Genomic DNA, 17,607 nt, shown 5'->3' with positions numbered 1-17,607 from the left:
AGTTTATAAAAAACAGAGATAGTTTCCTCATTTTATATTGGTTATGCAATAGTCTTAATCACTGTTTAAAGAATATTACAGCCGAGTTGTTGAGAAAGTTGCTGAATTTGCTCTTCGTTGTCCAACTTAATCGACCATTTACTTTCTGAGCAATTTACAGAGATGACATTCGCCCCTCTCCCAATGAGCTGAACAGCATCGGCTTGGGCTTGTAGCGTGATGGCGAGATCACCCAATACTCGTACCACTAATTCATGGGGTGTTACGATGATTTTTCCACCTGAAAATTCAATCACCATTTTATAAATCAACCTTGATAGCTTGAGAACGGTTACGAATTTTTTGTACTGCGACCGTCAAACGGCTGGTGCACACCAAACGTTCGCGCTCATCAGTGATATTGATTTGCCATACTTGCGTTGAAATACCAAGATGGATAGGTGTCGCTGTTCCTATAACCATCCCCTCTCGCATGGCGCGAACATGATTAGCATTAATGTCTAACCCTACACAATAGTGTTCTTGATCGACACTGAAGTTCGCGGCAACTGAACCTAGGGTTTCCGCAAGTACCACCGAGGCGCCACCATGCAGCATACCAAGCGGCTGATGGGTAAAGTGACAAACAGGCATGGTCGCAGACAAAGAGTGATCAGTATAATCGGTATAAATAATATTGAGATGCTCTATCAAGGTGTTTTTGGAGGTGGCGTTTAACGTTATTAAATCGATAGGCTTCTTCCAAATATCCATGCTTTTTTGTCTCATTCATCGTAAAAGAGATTCATTCTATACTTAAACAGTAGCAACTTGCAGCGAGTAATCAGTCAGTTCCAGCGATTGAGATCCTGCCAACTACACATTTTCGAGACAGATCCGATCGCTCATAAATATTAACTGCAGTGTTGTCATTAGCAGTTTATCGGCGCTAGGAAGCCTCTTCATACAAAGATGTCATTTAAGCGCTTAAAGATGAGCACAAAAAGTGCTCTGATACATGGCTTACAAGTGCCAACGTACCGACTCAAGTACCTAAAATGCGTAATGGCAGTTGTAGCAGCTCATCCCCTGTCGTTGCAAAACCCCAAATAATAGCGATAAGCGCAGCCACTAGGCTGACATACCAAAATGAAGCTACAATTTGTCCATATCGATTCAGAGGTAGCAAATGACTTTGATGACGCTGCTTCCATTCCATCACAATTTCAATGCTGCCCATAATCAATAAAAATCCGAACAGGGTTAATCCAAGCCAATAGCTCAAAATGACACCAGCGATCGCCGCAAGAGCACACAACGCAATCCCCAAAGTGCTGTTCATAGAAAAGCTGATGCTTTTTAACACGTGACCACCATCAAGCGGCAATATAGGCAATAGATTGAAGAGATTGAGAAAGGCATTAAAAACAGCAAGGCCGGCAAAAAATATCTTTCCTGTGATCCAATAAACGACAACCAGCACAACCGAGAGCAGCAAACCAAAAAATGGCCCCATAATTGAGATCACTACGTCTTGCCAACGTGTATTGATTTTTTCATCACTTAATGCCAAGCCACCAAGAAATGGAATGAGATAAATGCCTTTAGTCTTCATACCAAAATACTTCATCGCTTTGATATGGCCAAATTCATGGAACACCAAACAGGCAATAAGCGCCATAGCAAACTGGAAGGAAAATAACCACGAATAGGCTGCGATACTTGCTGACGCCAGAACAACTTTAATCAGCTTGGCACTTTTCAGTGCTTTCATACCAAGTGAGACTAGACCAATAAGGCTAAAACGTCGCTCCGGCTTTGGCGGGCTATAAGGTGTTTGTTTTTCAATGTCTTTTTCTGAACGCTCACCTTGCGTGACAATGTCACCATTGACTAATGCCTGATAACGAAGTTTAAAAGGTTGCCAACTCAGCTCGACATTTAGTTCACACTGGATCGGCGTTTCACCACTTAACAACTGAAATCTATGGGTCGTTGTCGCCTCGATATTCCCTGTCGCATCGCATTGCGCGACCAGTTGATTATCCCAATAGAGTTGCTGCCAGCCTGACATTGAACCTTCGAGACGAAGTGATTTTCCTAAAAATGGAGCGGAAAGGAGTTCCACAGTGATACCTACATACAAACATAAAAACGGCGTTCATTATGCCTTTGAGCAATAACAGCGTAAAGCACGATGCCCATTTACTTACTATTGACGATGACTTAGTTCAATTCCCTTACGAATACCAAGCTTTTTGCCATCTCCCCTTTTAATTCCAGTCGTAACGTGGATAATACGCGCTTACATATTTTTACAAGGTGGGTACTATGTCTACTGAAGCAACTTTACTTGAACGCAGCCAATCAAAATGTGAGCTTTGTTCATCAGAATCTCCATTAGCTCCATTTGTGGTAGCGCCACACACTATGGTTACTGTTGACCATGCCGTTATGTTGTGTGATGTCTGCAAAGGCCAAATTGAGAACCCAGAAACAGTAGATGTGAACCATTGGCGTTGTTTGAACGACAGCATGTGGAGCCAAGAGCAACCCGTTCAAGTACTGGCGTGGCGTCAACTTAAGCGCCTTGCGGCCACTGAGGGTTGGGCTCAAGACCTACTTGATATGATGTATCTTGAAGAAGAAGCTGCAAAATGGGCTGAAATTGGTATGGATGATGATGCAGAAAAGCCTCGTGATGTGAATGGCGTAGAACTGAAAAAAGGCGACGACGTAACCATCATTAAAGATCTCCCTATCAAAGGCTCAAGCCAAGTCATTAAACAGGGTACTGTGGTTCGCGGTATCAGTTTAAGCGACGATCCTAAGTTGATCTCTGGTAAAGCTAATGGCCAATCGATGTATATCATTGCTGAATACTGTCGCAAAAAATAATAGCCATTGACGAATAAAACAAAGGCGCAACTTAGTTTGCGCCTTTGTTTTTCGGAAACCGTTGTTTTCATGAGCAGTGAAACTAGTAAATTTTAAATACAAAAAAGCCGACTATTTAATCCGTCGGCTTTTACATCTCTACACATTGAATTAACGGTATAAACCGATATCTTTCTGCATGTGACCAGACAAATTATTCGCGTAGTAGCTGCGAGGTTCGCTGTGGTCGACAAACAGAATATCAACTAAATGTGCAATCAATCCTTTGAAGTTAACCGCGTAGGTTTTTTTATCCATAGAGGTAGGTGCTGTAATCGTACCCATATTCATTGCTTGTGCCATGATAGCCTCTCTGTTAATTCGGTAACTTACTTTGTTGAAATGAATTCTAGGTGATATTTTTTTGGTTAAAAAATGACAAATTTTCCACATTCAAATTAGTTATTCTAATGAAACAAACCTATAACAATGCATGCTTTTATTATCCACGATAATCGACTACTTATTCACATTAAGTTTGATTTGGCGAATTTAAATCGCAATGAAAAACAAAAACACCGGTTATTTACAAAATTTTCACATTAATATTTTTATCGTCGGTTAGATAAAGGATAAATAAAAGAGAGAGGTAAGTATTGTCAAACACTTACCTCAGTTTACTTATATTATGACTTATGAGTAGCAGGTAATGGACTTCTCTGCTTATAGACAGAAGCCAACACCGCAATAATCATAGTGATTAACAGTACACCCAGTGAGACTGGTGTCGGAATTTCCCACGCAGAACCGACTAGCATCATCTTAATACCAATGAATATCATGATGAAGGAAAGCGCTGGTTTTAGATAAATAAACTTATCCATCATCCCTTGCAACACAAAGTACAAAGATCGCAAACCAAGTAACGCAAACACGTTCGCTGCTAACACTAAAAAGGGTTCGCGGGTCACGGCAAAAATAGCCGGTATTGAATCTAATGCGAACATGACATCCATAAAAGCAATCACGCCAATCACAATCATCATTGGAGTCACAAACCATTGCTTATTGCGGCTCACAACCAAAGCGTTTCCTTCGTAATGATCCGTCACATTGAACCAGCGTCGAATCAGCTTCTCCGGCATTGGGTTTAGCTGTTCCTCGCCTTTCTCGCGTGCAAGTTGAATACCAGTCCACATAAGAAATAGCGCAAACACATAAAGTAACCAATGATATTGTTCAAGCAGCTGTGCACCAATCACAATCATTACCGCTCGTAAACACAAAGCGCCGATCACTCCCCACAATAGAGCCCGCGGGCGTAAATGCTCTGGGACTGCGTATTGATGAAAAATAATCGCAAAGACGAATAAGTTATCAACACTTAACGATTTTTCTAACAAGTAACCAGTAATAAACGAGATCGTCGCCTTTTCGGCACTGTATGAACTGGTTGGTGCGTAACTATCCCAAAAGAAATAGATACTCGCGGCGAATGCAAACGCCAGCATAAACCAAATCACGCTCCAAACGGCAGCTTTAGCGATCGTGACTTTACCGCCACGGGTTTGCCAAATATCGATAACAACAAGAAATAGAGTCAGAATTGCAAAGCTGAGATAGGTTGTTGGGGTCATATATCCTCCAAAGGCGGAAGGATAAGATGGGATTAACCGATCGAAACCTTCCGCAAACAAAAACCGCTGTTCATAATGAACAGAGCTGAATGCGTTGGTCTCGTCGAAATAAGCATTCCGTTTTTAACAGAAGGCTATTTATACTTACCGGATAAGCATGCGCTTAACGAGCTGACGATAAGTAAACAAAGGCGACTACTCCCCAATCAGCGCGGATCTTATGCCTATTGGATACAAAGGTCCATAGCCGTGATCAAAAAAAGGAGCCATTTATGCTCCTTTTTAGCTTAGATTTTTATACGCCTGCTAGTGGTAATAAATACACCAATACAGTCCATGCACTGACCCAAGCAACGACGACAGCAGCATCTAACCAATCTCTAATCCACATTATACTTTCCCCTTTCACATCTTCATGCACCTTCATCGGGTTGAAGATGCGTTAAGACTGAAAGTTAAAAAGCAAAGTCTATGCCAGTAAATTTATGTCAAACCGAGTTACTGATAATGATGTTGGGGTTGAGTTCCTGCGTGGTTAAGTATTTCAGGTTTTTCCGTCAGCAGTTCAATAAACGCATCGGCCATTGACACATTCGAAACAAAACCTTCTCCCTTCATTTTCAGTATCGCATCATATCCCTCTTTGCCTTTCATGGTATAGGCCGAAGAGGTTCCACAATAATAATTATTAAGATCAATTGGTTGCCAATCTTTTTGCTCATCAAATAACAACACATTTGTGATGCGTTGTCCTACTGGCCGATCGGCGGCATAAGTAAAAGAGAGATTGTGGGTGTAAGGATAACTGCCAGAACCTGTGCCGTCGACCCCATTGCCCAGCGCATTATTAATCGCCCCTTCAAGCATCTCAATTAAGGTTTCTCCCTGCACTCGGTAGACACCGATAGGAACGGCAAAAGGCAATAAATTTCCGGCAATGTCTGCCACCGAAACTTGTCCGGCGTTGAGCGAGTTTCTGACTCCACCAGCGTTATGTATTGCAAACTGCACGGGGTGCCCTCTTTGCCGCATGGCATAGACGAATGATTGAGCCACCAAAGGAGCCAACTCACTCGGCCCAGTTTCATCAGGAATTCTGACGTGTCTTAAGAAACGATCAGCATGTGCGATAATATTTTGTTGCAGCTGACGTACTCGCGGCATGTATTTATCGATCAATATTCCTTGGACCTGCGGATCTTTCTTACACACAACCACATTAGGGTGTTGGCTTAAAAATTCACACGCCGCTAAATGGGTGTTATCGGTGCCCGCTTCGCTCATGCTGGCATCAAGAAACAGCCGACGGCCAAGTAACAGTTCATTACGACCCTGAAATTTGTCCACTTTGCCATCGGCTGAAAAGTCGATATAACAATGACCTAAGCTCAAAGAATGATAACCGGATTGGACGACATAAGTGTCGTTAATTCTTAAACCATACTCATCATCTTTCATCAGCCCTAGTGCACTAAAATCGCCTTGTAATCGGTGGCTATGCCCGCCGACGACAACACTAATGCCTTCCACTTGCTGTGCGAGCTCAATGTCCGCTTCATAACCTAAATGGCTAAGTAGCACTATTTTGTTGATCCCTTCAGCGCGTATTTCAGCAACCGTATTTTTCGCCGTTTGGATAGCGTTAATAAATGGAGTATCGAGATCTGGGTTGGCAACATCAGCCATTTTATCGAGTGACAAGCCGAAAATTGCAATCGTTTCATCACCAGCCTGTTTTTCTATCCAGCGAGCGTATTTACCTTGAGGTTGATAACTTATCACTTGCGGGCTACCGGCTATTGGAAAAGGCTTATTCGATCTTTCATTGGAGAGATCCCAATTCCCAGCTAGCAATGGGAATTTAATACGTTTAACAAAATGGGCAACGGGTTCATTACCCATATCCAGTTCGTGATTGCCTAATGCCATCGCATCAAGATTCAATGCGTTGAGCATGTCCGCATTGGCTTTACCTTTAAATAGCGAGAAATAGAGCGTGCCTTGGAAACAATCCCCAGCGTGTAAAAATACAAAGCCTCGCTTCATACGCGCCGCATCTTCTTTCAATTGCTGAACTCGGGTTGCAATTCGTGCAAAGCCGCCAGCACTTACATACGGTGTTAAAGTCTGCTGTTGGATGTGGAGAGTCAATTGCAGCGATGTCGGTTCAAAGTATGAGTGAGTGTCATTAATGTGTGCCAGCATAATTGATGCTGGTCTATTCTTTTTATGCATCATTTATCTTTCTCTTCTTTTTCCACTCTATCCTAGCTGAAGAATCATGACAGAATCGTGACTTTTATGAAACGAGTTTGAAAATATAATTACGCTAAGTCAACCTCATCACGCTTTGTAGCCTTTGTCTCATTCGGCTGCCCCTACATAAACACTTGATATGTGAGCCAGCAGCCTACTCATCTGCATAATTTCCATTATGCTTAAAGAAAAACAGACTCAGCGAGAAGCTAACTTGTTGAGTTATAAAAGGAGTCTGCCTATGCATCTAGAGCGAATTGAAATTTCCGGATTCAGAGGAATCAAACGTTTATCGCTCGCTTTTGATGAACTCACCACATTGATCGGTGAAAATACTTGGGGTAAGTCCTCATTGTTGGACGCCTTATCAGTAGTGCTACCAGCCAACGGTGTACCTTATCAATTTGAAATGCAAGATTTCCACGTCGATTACTCTATCGCTCATCCTCAAACTCAGCATTTACAAATTGTCTTAAGCTTTGTTTCTACAGATAAAAATGAATCTCGATCCGGCCGTTATCGTAAGCTGAGGCCGATTTGGGTTGAAGATGAAACGGGTACGAAACGGATATTCTATCGCATCAGTGCCACTCGTGAGCGATATGATATTACCACTCGCTACCTGTTTTTAGACCTCGAAGGCAATCCACTACCGCTGCATCATTCCGAAAAATTAGCGCAAGAGCTGATGAGCTTACACCCAGTGATCCGTTTGAAAGATTCACGGCGTTTCGAGCGACCTTTCGTCAATGGTAACGGTAAAAATTCTCGCGCCGAAAAACGCATTGATAATACCTGTCGTCGTTTACTGGCCATTCCTGGACATGTCAACAAAGGCGAGATGAGAAGTAGCCTTAACTCAATGAATGTATTAGTTGATCACTATTTTTCATTCAAAAGTCAGACACGTAAAAACCCAAGACAGCAACGTGACAGCTTAGTCTATTCCAGCCCAACCGCCGATAAAAACATAAGCCAATTTGTTGAAGAGACTAAAAATAAGCAAACTCGTTTGCTGTTGATGGGCTTACTCAATGCTTATCTGCAAGCCAAAGGCCCAACTGACCTACGACGTTGCGCTAGGCCGCTGCTGATTATCGAAGATCCCGAAGGTCGATTGCACCCTACTCATCTGGCGCGCGCTTGGAGTTTACTTCAACTATTACCCATGCAGAAAATTCTCACAACGAACAGTGGTGATCTGCTTGGCTCTGTTCCCCTTCATTCGATTCGGCGTTTGGTGCGTACTTCTGACCGTACCATTGCTAATTCGATGATCTCTCGTGGATTGAGTAAGGACGAACTACGACGTATCGGTTTTCATATTCGTTTTCATCGTTCAGGGGTGCTTTTTGCTCGCTGCTGGTTGTTGGTTGAAGGAGAAACTGAGGTGTGGCTGTTTAGTGAGCTGGCTCGCCAGTGTGGCTATAATCTAGCCGCCGAAGGAGTACAAATTGTCGAATTTGCTCAGTCTGGTCTGAAGTCCTTAATTAAAGTGGCGAAAGCGTTTGGCATTGATTGGCATGTCGTGACTGATGGCGATCCCGCTGGCAAAAAATATTCGTCAACGGTACGCGGTATGCTGACAGGTGATCAAGAACGACACCGCCTAACCGAACTTCCCGATCGAGATATCGAACATTTTCTGTACTCTCATGGCTTTGAACACTTCTTCAAAGATTTGATTAAAATACCTTACGATCATCCAATCCCTGCGAAAAAAGTGGTCACACGTGTGCTGAAAAAACACGCGAAACCTGATTTGGCGCTTGCCATCGTTTCCCATTGTGAACAACAAGGTGTGGACTTTATTCCTGTACTGCTGCGCTGGACACTAAAACGAGTGATTACGATGGCCAATGGCCACACGTAAAAAAAGGCACACATGATTGTGTGCCTCGTATCATTTCCATTTAGCTATATGTGACTAATCTTATATTGAATGGGTATATCAACAATTTTGATGAATCGATACGGATCAATTGGGGGTAACGTTTACCAATGCGGATTTCACCAGCATTAGCCTTAAACACAAATTAACAAGTTGAGGATTTAGAGCGCGTTTCAACAGTTACGCTATCGCTCAGCGTTGGCTGGCTAGATCGGTGATGCAACCACATACCACTTGTTTTCATCGCAAAACCAAAAAGGCCACCTAATAAAAGTGATGGAATAACCAGTTGCCAATCTCCACCCGCAGCAAAAGTGGCACAAGCGCCAATAAAGGTTCCAGGGATATAGCCAAGCCATGCTTTCGACGCTTGAATGCACATTAAAAATGCCACCACAGCAGTGACCACGTAACCCAAAATATCCAAGCTCACCAAACTGGATGAATGAATAATTACCATTGCCCAAAAAACGCCACTGATATTAGTTATCAAACTTTCTGCAAGACCTTTAATGCCCTCGGTTGGAGAGGCAAAATAACTCGTACATCCTAAAAATCCAGCCCATGATAGTAAGCCAAACGAAACAGCTATCCAGCCCCAAACACCAGAAAGAATGCCTGTCGTTAGTGAAATTGCAAATAGTGTGCTCATAGCGCCCTCATTTAGCCGCTATCTGCCTGTCATTTAACAAGCCGTTGCTATAGCGACATCAATAAATCAAGTGCCGATATTAAAAGCTTCAACCACAGATGACTAGTGACCTAAGTCATGAAATAAATGCAATGACTGCACTTATTTCATTGAAATGTTGACGCAAACGATAAATCAACACATTTGAAGTGCTTTTTAATCAAGCATGAGCGTTAGATTAGGTGATGAGGGAGTGTAGCATGATGCTAAATGCGAACACTCAACAGCTTCACTTATCACACCCCATATTGAGAAGTAACAAAGTAAATCATAATCAAGATTAACAAGCTTAAAGTACGCTTGGTCGTCCTTTCATCATGCGCAGTCCTTCACGCTTAATGCACTCAACCAACGGGTTTTCAGCCATCTCTGCTCGCCAAATAAACGACAACGTTCTTTCCATATTCAGATCAGGCACATTGAGCGCTACCAGTTGGCCATTCTCAATAAAGCGTTCTACATCGAGGTAAGGTAAACAAGTTAAGTACGGACCATTCGCAACCATACTGCGTAGCACAGGAACATGTTCGTACTCTCGCCACACATCTAAATCGGAAATAAGATGGTGAATCGAGCTATCAAAAATATTGCGAGTGCCAGAACCGTGTTCTCTTAACACCCATTTGGCTTGTTCAAGCTGTGCAAGACTCACCGTTTTACATTTGGCAAAAGGATGATGAGCCGAAGCTATCACTGTTAGGTGATCTCGACACCACACTTCTTGGGAAATACGGTTATCATCGCATCGACCTTCAATGATACCAAGGTCATATTTGTAGTCGAGGATGCCATCGATCACCCCTTTGGTGCTTTTCACACCAAGCTCAATACGCATCTCTGGGAAATCGTTATCAAGAATGCTGATAAGGTCTGGAACGAGGTGCTCGGCAGGGGTCTGGCTGGCCCCCATACTGATTTCACCGCTAAGCAAGTGCTGATCATAAAAGCCCATTTCGATCTGCTGAGCATCTTGTAATAAACGCTTCGCTTTCGGCCTAAGCCACATTCCCCAATGAGTTAATGCCATCTGCTTTCCTTGTCTTTCGAACAAAGGGCGACCTAACATTTTTTCCAATTGTGCTAGCGACATACTGGTCGCGGATTGAGTTAACGCTAATTTATCCGCAGCTTGACTGACGCTGCCACTATCGGCAACAGCATCGAAAACTGCTAATTGTTTGAGTGAATACCGCACTGCTTTTCCTATTTAGCTTTCATCTACTGCGCGCCACACCTTTAATTTCAAGGGAGTTAATATGCGCAAACGGTTTCATTCTACTCTTTCATTTATTCATATCAATTCATTTGATGAGTAATCTAAAAATTATCAATTTTACTACTTCATGACCCGTTCGTTAGTCTGTATGGGAAGCAAGGCATGACGCTTTGTTTGAACTTGGGAGGTAATTATGAAATTGAGCTTTGGGAGCGTGTATGTCTGCAGCCTACTCTGAAAATAAACAGCTGTTCTCACCGATTGAGATGATGGCAGAAGCCGAGAAATTTGCATTAAGCAAAGCCAAGAAAAGTAGCGGTATGACACTGAGCCTTGCCATTATGGCTGGTGCTTTTATCGGCTTAGCATTTTTGTTCTACATCACGGTCACCACAGGCAGTGCTAACGCAGGTTGGGGGCTCAGTCGGTTAGCGGGTGGTTTAGCCTTTAGCATGGGGCTGATTTTAATCGTGATTTGTGGCGGTGAACTGTTCACCAGTTCCGTATTGTCGAGCATTTCTTGGGCCAATAAACAAATCAGCTTTAGCAAAATGTTATCCATTTGGGGCAAGGTTTATATCGGTAACTTCATTGGTGCCATGTTCTTACTGCTTTTGGTTACTGGGGCTGGTCTCTATCAGTTGGATGATGGTCAATGGGGGTTGAATGCGCTGAACATCGCGCAGCACAAACTGCACCATACACCTGTTCAAGCATTTTCTCTTGGGGTGCTATGTAACTTACTAGTTTGTCTTGCTATTTGGTTAACGTTTAGCTCTGCCAATGCAATGACCAAAGCCGCAATGACAATTTTGCCTGTGGCGATGTTCGTCTCTAGCGGCTTCGAGCACTGCGTAGCCAACATGTTTATGGTCCCTTTAGGCATTGTGATTCAAAACTTTGCACCAGAGAGCTTCTGGCAGCAGATCGGTATCAGTGCGACTCATTACGCAGATTTGAACATTCATCAATTTGTGGTGGCAAACCTTATCCCAGTGACTTTGGGCAATATCGTCGGCGGTGCTGTGTTGGTTGGTCTCGCCAACTGGTCTATTTTCCGCCGTCCACAACTTAAAGCCGCAAACATTAGCACTATTACGGAAACAGCAACAATTACGTCAGTGAAGGAAACGAAAATGAATAAAACAATTACAGTTAAAGACATTATGAACACCCAACCTGTAACTCTAGGCGTGGAAATGCCAACCGCAGTAGCGATTGATATGTTGCTGGATAACCAGCTCGATAGTGCTCCTGTGGTTGATGTGGCTGGTCGTTTGGTCGGATTTTTCTCAGCTCACGATGTCATGGTGGATTTATGGTGCCAAGACTACCTCCCTACCGAAGGGCAAAAAGTGGTGGATCTTATGAGCCGCGATGTTATCGCCATCGATGCATCTGACCGTCTGATTGATATCGCCGAATTTTTATGTATTGATAAAGAACAGTTATACCCTACCACTAGCATGGGCATTGCTACTCGTTTTAGCTCACTCTCTTTAGAAGAGCGCGCAAAAAGCATGAAAGTGAACAAACCACAAAATCTCCCCGTCCTTGAAGATGGCAAGTTTGTCGGTATGCTAACTCGTAACCATGTACTGGCAGCACTACGTCCAATTTATGGCGAGCGTCTAAGCGTGGTCAAAGAGCGTACGTTAGAAACGGCTTAACACGTTGTTTTGTTCAAAACGGTTTTTGGTCAGGAAATAAGTCGCTTGACTAAAAAGCAAAGACCCCGCATTGCGGGGTCTCTTTGATTCATCTATTTCGCTTGTTACTATCCCTGACGCCACCAACGTCCGACGCACGGGTTTTCAGGATCAAGATATCGATTCAATAACGTTAAGTTGCTGTCGAACAAAATGAGATAAGGTTGAATCTCACTGACATTTAACGCCCCCTTTGTGGCATTGATACACTGCATCAATAAATCCGTAAGACAGCGAACAAAAACCCACTTTGGGTTGTCTGCGATTTTATGGTTGATCGCTAAAATAGCCTCATATGCTATTTGGTAAGGAATGGCTCTCACTTGCGTGAGATCGCGCAAAAATGAGCCAGCAACAACACCTTCAAGGTAGACACGGTAAGTCGTTAGTTGATCGACCAATAGAAACAGTTCCGCGGCTAAATGCGTATAAGGGTATTTCACCGCGAGGTGATCGTGCAGATCCGGTGAAATAGCCAGCGTGATCCCCATCATTTCACAGCGTTGTTTAAGCACTCGCAGTAACCCTTGCTCATCCATTAGTTGCTGAATTTCAAAAATACGCTGCAAGTGATAGTCGTTAGAAATGAAAGTGACAGGTAATATTTTTTGCGTATCAATACCACCGTTTTTTTGCAGCTCTAACGCGACGTTTTCGATATTTTCTACCGTGCTGGTTGAGTACTCTTCCAGCAAAATGCGGTTATTCGAAAGTGACACATTGAGCCGAGTAAGTTCCGATTGAAGATAATGATACATAGCCTTCGCTTCAGAAATCTGTTGCCCTAGCGTGAGCCCACCACATAAAGCAATGACACTATGATCGATGTCATGACGTTGTAACGCCTTAACAAGGCCATCAACACGGCTACGCCCTTCTAATGTTAATTGCTGATCAACAAGTCGTTTACCTAATACGATATAAAGATGCTCGGCTACCATCGTTATTTTTCTCTCTCCATTCCAGCCACCATAAAACTTGTGTCATAGCAATCGACATCAAGAAAGCAGCAGTATTAAAACGTATGGTTTGGTAACACGTAAATACTCCTACATGTGCATAGTGCTTGAGTCAAAAAATAAAATAAACAATCGCTTTTTAAACATTACTCAAACGATAGCCACGCATTAGAAATGCTCGTGCATAAAGTAAGGTTTCTGCGATAATTGTTTCAATTTATTTATAACTACCGATGATAAAATCCACAGGAATAAACTCTAAAAATCCACTACATGGAGAGATTAATATGTGGAATAAACTCAATAAATCAATGATGTTCTGCCAAATGATGTTTGGCTTATCATTTTACGGGGTAATGGTTATCCTAACCCGTTTTTTTCTAGAAGATTTGGATTATAACGAAGCCGATACCATGATGGTGGTAGGAGCATTTTCATCCATTGGCCCCCTTTTTGCGATCGCTGGTGGTTTTATTGCCGATAAATTCCTTGGCGCTTATCGTTCATTAACCATTGCCTACGGCGCTTTTGCTCTTGGTTACACACTACTGGTGCTGGGTGCCTCAACAACCAACGTCGCGATGGCATTAGCAGGCATCGCTTTAGCGAGCTACGCACGCGGATTAATGTCTCCTTCTTACCCCAGTTTATATAAACGCACTTTTAGCTCTCAAGAACATTTTGAAAACTGTTACCCTGTCAATTATTCGGTAAACAATGTGGGAGCACTACTTGGTCAATATTTATTCCCGATGTTTGTTTTAGTGATCGGTTTTCACGGTAGCTTTATGCTCTCAGCCATTTTGGCAGCGTTCGCCTTTGCCACTTTAATTGTGTTTAATAAATCATTAGTGAATGCTGCAGCTGAGATTGATCAAACTCCCGTAAGCGTGAAAAACTGGATCGCCTTTTGTGCAGTATCGTGCGCGATGGTTGGGCTAGTTTTCTTCATGTTTTCTAATATGGACATCGGTCAAAACATCGTTTATGCCATTGGTGCAGCTGCCATTTTTTACTTCATCTTTTTGATGTTTAAAGCGAATCGATCCGATACCTTGAAAATGGGCACTATTCTTATCATGACGGTGCTCACCACCTGTTTCTTTGTCTATTACGGGCAAATGATGACCTCCATGACCATGGTAACCATTAATACGATGCGTGGTGACTTATTTGGATTAATCCCAATCGCTCCTGAAGCATCAATGGCGATGAACCCACTGTGGTGCATTGTTGCTGGGCCTGTCATTGCTATGACTTTCTCTTCACTGGAAAAGCGAGGCATTAATTTTTCAACAGCCACTAAAATTGGCTTTGCATTCATCTTTACCGCCATTGCATTTGGCATTTTAACCATGGCAGTCATGAATATTGGTGCTGATGTTATCATCAGACCAGAAGTCTTTTTGATGATCCACTTCTTCCAAGCTTTTGCGGAAGTCATTGTTGGTAGTTTAGTAGTGGCCTTCATTTTGTCAGTGGCTCCCAAGCACATCGAAAACTTTTCGGTTAGCCTCTTTTCAGTCGCCATCGCCTTAAGCGGCATTGTGGGTGCGGTGTTCTCAACCTCCATCGCATTAGAAAAAGGTCAAGTGATCAGTCAGCATATCGTCCAAAGCGTTTATGGCGACTACTTTAAAATGCTCACGATCTTAGCCGTAGTGATGGTAGCAGTGGCCATCGTCGCTTCATTGGTTGTTCGAAAAATGCTTGAAGCATCAAAAATGAACGAACGGGATGAACTTGCAGAAGTTGCACCTAACGAAGTTTAAACATCAGCAAAATGTGAGCATTATTAAGCCTCATACCATTATGCGTATGGGGCTTTTTATCTGCAAAGTTACATATTCCCATCTCTTCAAAGTAAAATAACGTAAATGATAGTTATTATCATTGAATCAATTGAGCACTCAGTTTAAGGTTATACCTACAAAAGACAAAACGGTAATCTAGAGAATAATGAAAAAAGAAACAGAACCTAAACGCTCTTTCTATCCACTCACGGTTGCGGATAGCCAGCAAATTTCGCCTTCCCTGCAACGCATTACGTTACAGGGTGACTCAATTGGGCATTTTACACTTGAAAACGAAGGCGATTATATCAAGCTGTTGTTTAGTGAAGATGGTGGCACTGATTTGTCACGGTTAACCCCTGATCAGCGCCCAATAATGCGCACTTATACCATTCGAAGCTTTGATACGACCAACAATCGCATTGAAATCGATTTTGTACGGCATGAGGCGGAAGATAAGCAGTGTGGATTTGCAGTCAGATGGGCGATGCATACGGCCATTGGCGATACGATTTCAATCGCTGGCCCAGGTAAAGCTCAAGGGTTGAATCCCAATGGGAAATGGTTTTTCTTAGCCGCTGACATGACCGCGATCCCTGCCCTTGCAGCTCAATTAAAACGCTTACCGCGTGATGCAAAAGGTTATGCAGTAATTGAAATTGAGCATGTGGATGACAAACAGGCACTACAGGCTCCGGAGAACATAGAGATCTCTTGGGTAGTGAAAGACAGCAGCACCAATTTGGCGACTTCGGTTATCGAGAAAAATTGGCTGGGTGAGAATGGCTCGGTATGGTGTGCGTGTGAATTTGATACTATGCGCGCGCTAAGAGAGTATTTTCGCAATGAAAAAGAGATAGCGAAAGACTATATTTATATCAGCAGCTACTGGAAACGTGGCGTCAGTGAAGATGGGCATAAACAGCTCAAACAAACGGATGCACAAACTCAGTCATAAACAGCAATAACACAGTAAAAAGGTGACTTAATAGAGGTCGCCTTTTTCATTGAATGCGCTCAATTTTCAACGAACATAGCTTTAACAAACCTAGCTTTAACGGACATAGCCTCAGCGGGCCACAGTGAGCTTGGCTAACGACTCAATACAAATCGCGTCATGTCGCCAGTATTCGATACCACAATCGATCAGTTCACCCTGTTTATTATAATTAATGCGCTCAACGACCATCGCCGGAGTGCCTGATGTAGCGCGTAGCGCTTGCGCCATATGACCAAGCAAAGAGCTAGTGGTAATTCGATAACGGACTGTTTGATACTCCATGGCAAAATGGTCGCGATAAATATCCGTCAGTGATTGAGACAAATCGAAAGTCAGCAAGTTGGGAAACAATTCAGGGCGCACGTAATTCGTCACATAGACCACGGGGCGATCTTCTAAATAACGCACACGATCAATTTGGTAAACATCCGAAAACGGCTTCAATCCCAATAAGAGCGATGCTTGTTTATTGGCTAATAGCGCTTTTGCCATCATCAGTTCCGTTTTTGGTACTCGGTTTTGTGCTAAAGCCATGTTGGTGAAATTCAGAGTTTGGGTTGGGTCGTAACGTATCGGCTCGGGAGAAATAAACCAACCTCGCCGATCTTCTCGGTAGATCTTGCCATCCGCTTCCAACAGAGACAAAGCCTCACGCAGGGTAACGCGTGTGGTATTAAACGACTCTGCAAGTTTTCGTTCAGAAGGTAATTTTTGACGAGGGGCAAGCATGCCAGCATCGATTTGTTCAACAATCACATCTTTAATTTTTACGTACTGCACAACATCCACTCCCAGCCTAAATACGTGCATGCCAAATTCATAACAAACTGATACCGTATTATTTGCATTCTATGTCGAACAAGATTAATGTCATAGCCTGAATCGCAATAACATTGACGTTAATTTTTATACCGCCTAGCTTTTGGGCGGTATTTCTTTTTGGAGTATTAAAAATGTCAAACTTAGCACCTGTCTTAGTTTCAAGCCTTGATATGGACAGAATATCCGCATTACTGGATGGCATGCCTAAACTAACGCCAGAGTTAGAAAAGCTCGAGGCTGAGTTGGATAGAGCCACCATTGTCGCCCCACAAGAGATGCCAAATAATGTGGTGAGCATGAATTCGACCGTACGCTTCAAGTTTATCGACAGTGATGAAGTGATAGAAAAAAATCTTGTGTATCCGCATGAAGTGAAAAGCAGTCAAGATATCTCTGTTTTTGCCCCAGTAGGCAGTGCATTGTTGGGCCTAGCTGTTGGTCAACAGCTAAGTTGGCCAATGCCAGGTGGTAGAGAAAGAGTGATTGAGATTCTTGATGTAGTTTATCAACCTGAGCGTGACGGTGAATTCAACCGCTAACGAATCGATTTGTTGGTGTGGAGGTCGATATCATCACTCCACACCCCAAGCCACACCATTGTAAATAATTATGCGACCAAAATATCTTTAAGCTCGTGCAATGAACGCACATGGTAGTGTGGCTCAATGCCATCAACAGCACTTGCGCCAGTAGAGTTTAGCCAACAGGTCTCAATACCAAAATTCAAGCCACCTAGAATATCGGAATGCGGGTTATCCCCAGGGAAACCGCATGAAA

General features: G+C 43.0%; 17 protein-coding genes. 6 read left to right on the top strand and 11 right to left on the bottom strand.

Features of this window, described 5'->3' with window-relative positions:
- Positions 1–65 precede the first annotated feature (65 nt).
- The 3 genes from PL85_RS09050 to PL85_RS09040 all read right to left on the bottom strand — a co-directional run bounded on the left by PL85_RS09050 (position 66) and on the right by PL85_RS09040 (position 2,107).
- Entirely contained in the window at positions 66–299 is a 234-nt protein-coding gene (locus PL85_RS09050) for a DUF3389 domain-containing protein (protein ID WP_010320752.1), read from the bottom strand.
- A gap of 1 nt (position 300) precedes the next feature.
- Positions 301–753 carry a hotdog fold thioesterase gene (locus PL85_RS09045; protein ID WP_010320753.1) on the bottom strand — a complete coding sequence of 151 codons (453 nt, stop codon included), beginning with the start codon at positions 751–753 and terminating at the stop codon, positions 301–303.
- A 271-nt stretch (positions 754–1,024) separates the two neighbouring features.
- Positions 1,025–2,107, bottom strand: a complete 1,083-nt coding sequence (locus PL85_RS09040; protein ID WP_115340212.1) for a site-2 protease family protein — start codon at positions 2,105–2,107, stop codon at positions 1,025–1,027.
- Between the two features lie 203 nt (positions 2,108–2,310).
- On the opposite strand from PL85_RS09040, the gene PL85_RS09035 reads away from it, so the two are divergent.
- On the top strand, positions 2,311–2,877 hold the full coding sequence (locus tag PL85_RS09035) for a PhnA domain-containing protein (RefSeq protein ID WP_026027787.1): 567 nt from the start codon (positions 2,311–2,313) through the stop codon (positions 2,875–2,877).
- A 150-nt stretch (positions 2,878–3,027) separates the two neighbouring features.
- Here PL85_RS09035 and PL85_RS09030 read toward each other — a convergent pair whose 3' ends face one another.
- From PL85_RS09030 to PL85_RS09020, 3 genes are all read right to left on the bottom strand, one after another.
- The gene (locus PL85_RS09030) at positions 3,028–3,219 is read right to left on the bottom strand and encodes a hypothetical protein (RefSeq protein ID WP_017042819.1); all 192 of its coding nucleotides are present in this window, start codon (positions 3,217–3,219) and stop codon (positions 3,028–3,030) included.
- A gap of 323 nt (positions 3,220–3,542) precedes the next feature.
- Positions 3,543–4,493 (bottom strand): TerC/Alx family metal homeostasis membrane protein, encoded by a 951-nt coding sequence (locus PL85_RS09025; RefSeq protein WP_174223873.1) that lies wholly within the window; start codon positions 4,491–4,493, stop codon positions 3,543–3,545.
- Positions 4,494–4,991: 498 nt separating this feature from the next.
- Positions 4,992–6,731: a bifunctional metallophosphatase/5'-nucleotidase gene (locus PL85_RS09020; RefSeq protein WP_115340213.1), complete on the bottom strand. Its 1,740-nt coding sequence runs from the start codon at positions 6,729–6,731 to the stop codon at positions 4,992–4,994.
- Between the two features lie 259 nt (positions 6,732–6,990).
- Here PL85_RS09020 and PL85_RS09015 point away from each other — a divergent pair, with 259 nt between their 5' ends.
- Positions 6,991–8,622, top strand: a complete 1,632-nt coding sequence (locus PL85_RS09015; protein ID WP_026028965.1) for an ATP-dependent endonuclease — start codon at positions 6,991–6,993, stop codon at positions 8,620–8,622.
- Between the two features lie 163 nt (positions 8,623–8,785).
- On the opposite strand, the gene PL85_RS09010 is transcribed toward PL85_RS09015, so the two are convergent.
- Positions 8,786–9,292, bottom strand: a complete 507-nt coding sequence (locus PL85_RS09010) for a DUF1097 domain-containing protein (RefSeq protein ID WP_115340214.1) — start codon at positions 9,290–9,292, stop codon at positions 8,786–8,788.
- 328 nt (positions 9,293–9,620) lie between these two features.
- Positions 9,621–10,526 carry a LysR substrate-binding domain-containing protein gene (locus PL85_RS09005; protein ID WP_010318505.1) on the bottom strand — a complete coding sequence of 302 codons (906 nt, stop codon included), beginning with the start codon at positions 10,524–10,526 and terminating at the stop codon, positions 9,621–9,623.
- 239 nt (positions 10,527–10,765) lie between these two features.
- On the opposite strand from PL85_RS09005, the gene focA reads away from it, so the two are divergent.
- A complete protein-coding gene (focA, locus tag PL85_RS09000) occupies positions 10,766–12,217 on the top strand; it encodes a formate transporter FocA (RefSeq protein WP_026028498.1) in 1,452 nt (483 codons plus the stop codon).
- 107 nt (positions 12,218–12,324) lie between these two features.
- On the opposite strand, the gene PL85_RS08995 is transcribed toward focA, so the two are convergent.
- Positions 12,325–13,197 carry a YdcF family protein gene (locus PL85_RS08995; protein ID WP_115340215.1) on the bottom strand — a complete coding sequence of 291 codons (873 nt, stop codon included), beginning with the start codon at positions 13,195–13,197 and terminating at the stop codon, positions 12,325–12,327.
- Positions 13,198–13,502: 305 nt separating this feature from the next.
- Here PL85_RS08995 and PL85_RS08990 point away from each other — a divergent pair, with 305 nt between their 5' ends.
- Positions 13,503–14,987, top strand: coding sequence for a peptide MFS transporter (locus PL85_RS08990; protein ID WP_069212226.1), 1,485 nt, complete (start codon positions 13,503–13,505; stop codon positions 14,985–14,987).
- Positions 14,988–15,174: 187 nt separating this feature from the next.
- On the top strand, positions 15,175–15,966 hold the full coding sequence (locus tag PL85_RS08985) for a siderophore-interacting protein (protein WP_017045538.1): 792 nt from the start codon (positions 15,175–15,177) through the stop codon (positions 15,964–15,966).
- A 111-nt stretch (positions 15,967–16,077) separates the two neighbouring features.
- Here PL85_RS08985 and phnR read toward each other — a convergent pair whose 3' ends face one another.
- Entirely contained in the window at positions 16,078–16,788 is a 711-nt protein-coding gene (gene phnR, locus PL85_RS08980) for a phosphonate utilization transcriptional regulator PhnR (protein ID WP_115340345.1), read from the bottom strand.
- Positions 16,789–16,961: 173 nt separating this feature from the next.
- Between phnR and rnk the strand changes: the two genes are divergently transcribed.
- Positions 16,962–17,369, top strand: coding sequence for a nucleoside diphosphate kinase regulator (rnk, locus tag PL85_RS08975; RefSeq protein WP_026027712.1), 408 nt, complete (start codon positions 16,962–16,964; stop codon positions 17,367–17,369).
- A 68-nt stretch (positions 17,370–17,437) separates the two neighbouring features.
- Here the strand turns inward: rnk and PL85_RS08970 are convergent.
- The coding region (locus PL85_RS08970; RefSeq protein ID WP_215809350.1) for an HAD hydrolase-like protein at positions 17,438–17,607 on the bottom strand (170 nt) is incomplete at its 5' end.

The organism is Vibrio anguillarum (assembly GCF_001989995.2).
Taxonomy (GTDB): Bacteria; Pseudomonadota; Gammaproteobacteria; order Enterobacterales; family Vibrionaceae; genus Vibrio; species Vibrio anguillarum.
Note: the sequence above shows the minus strand (reverse complement) of the source record. Positions and strands in the feature narration are given on the sequence as shown.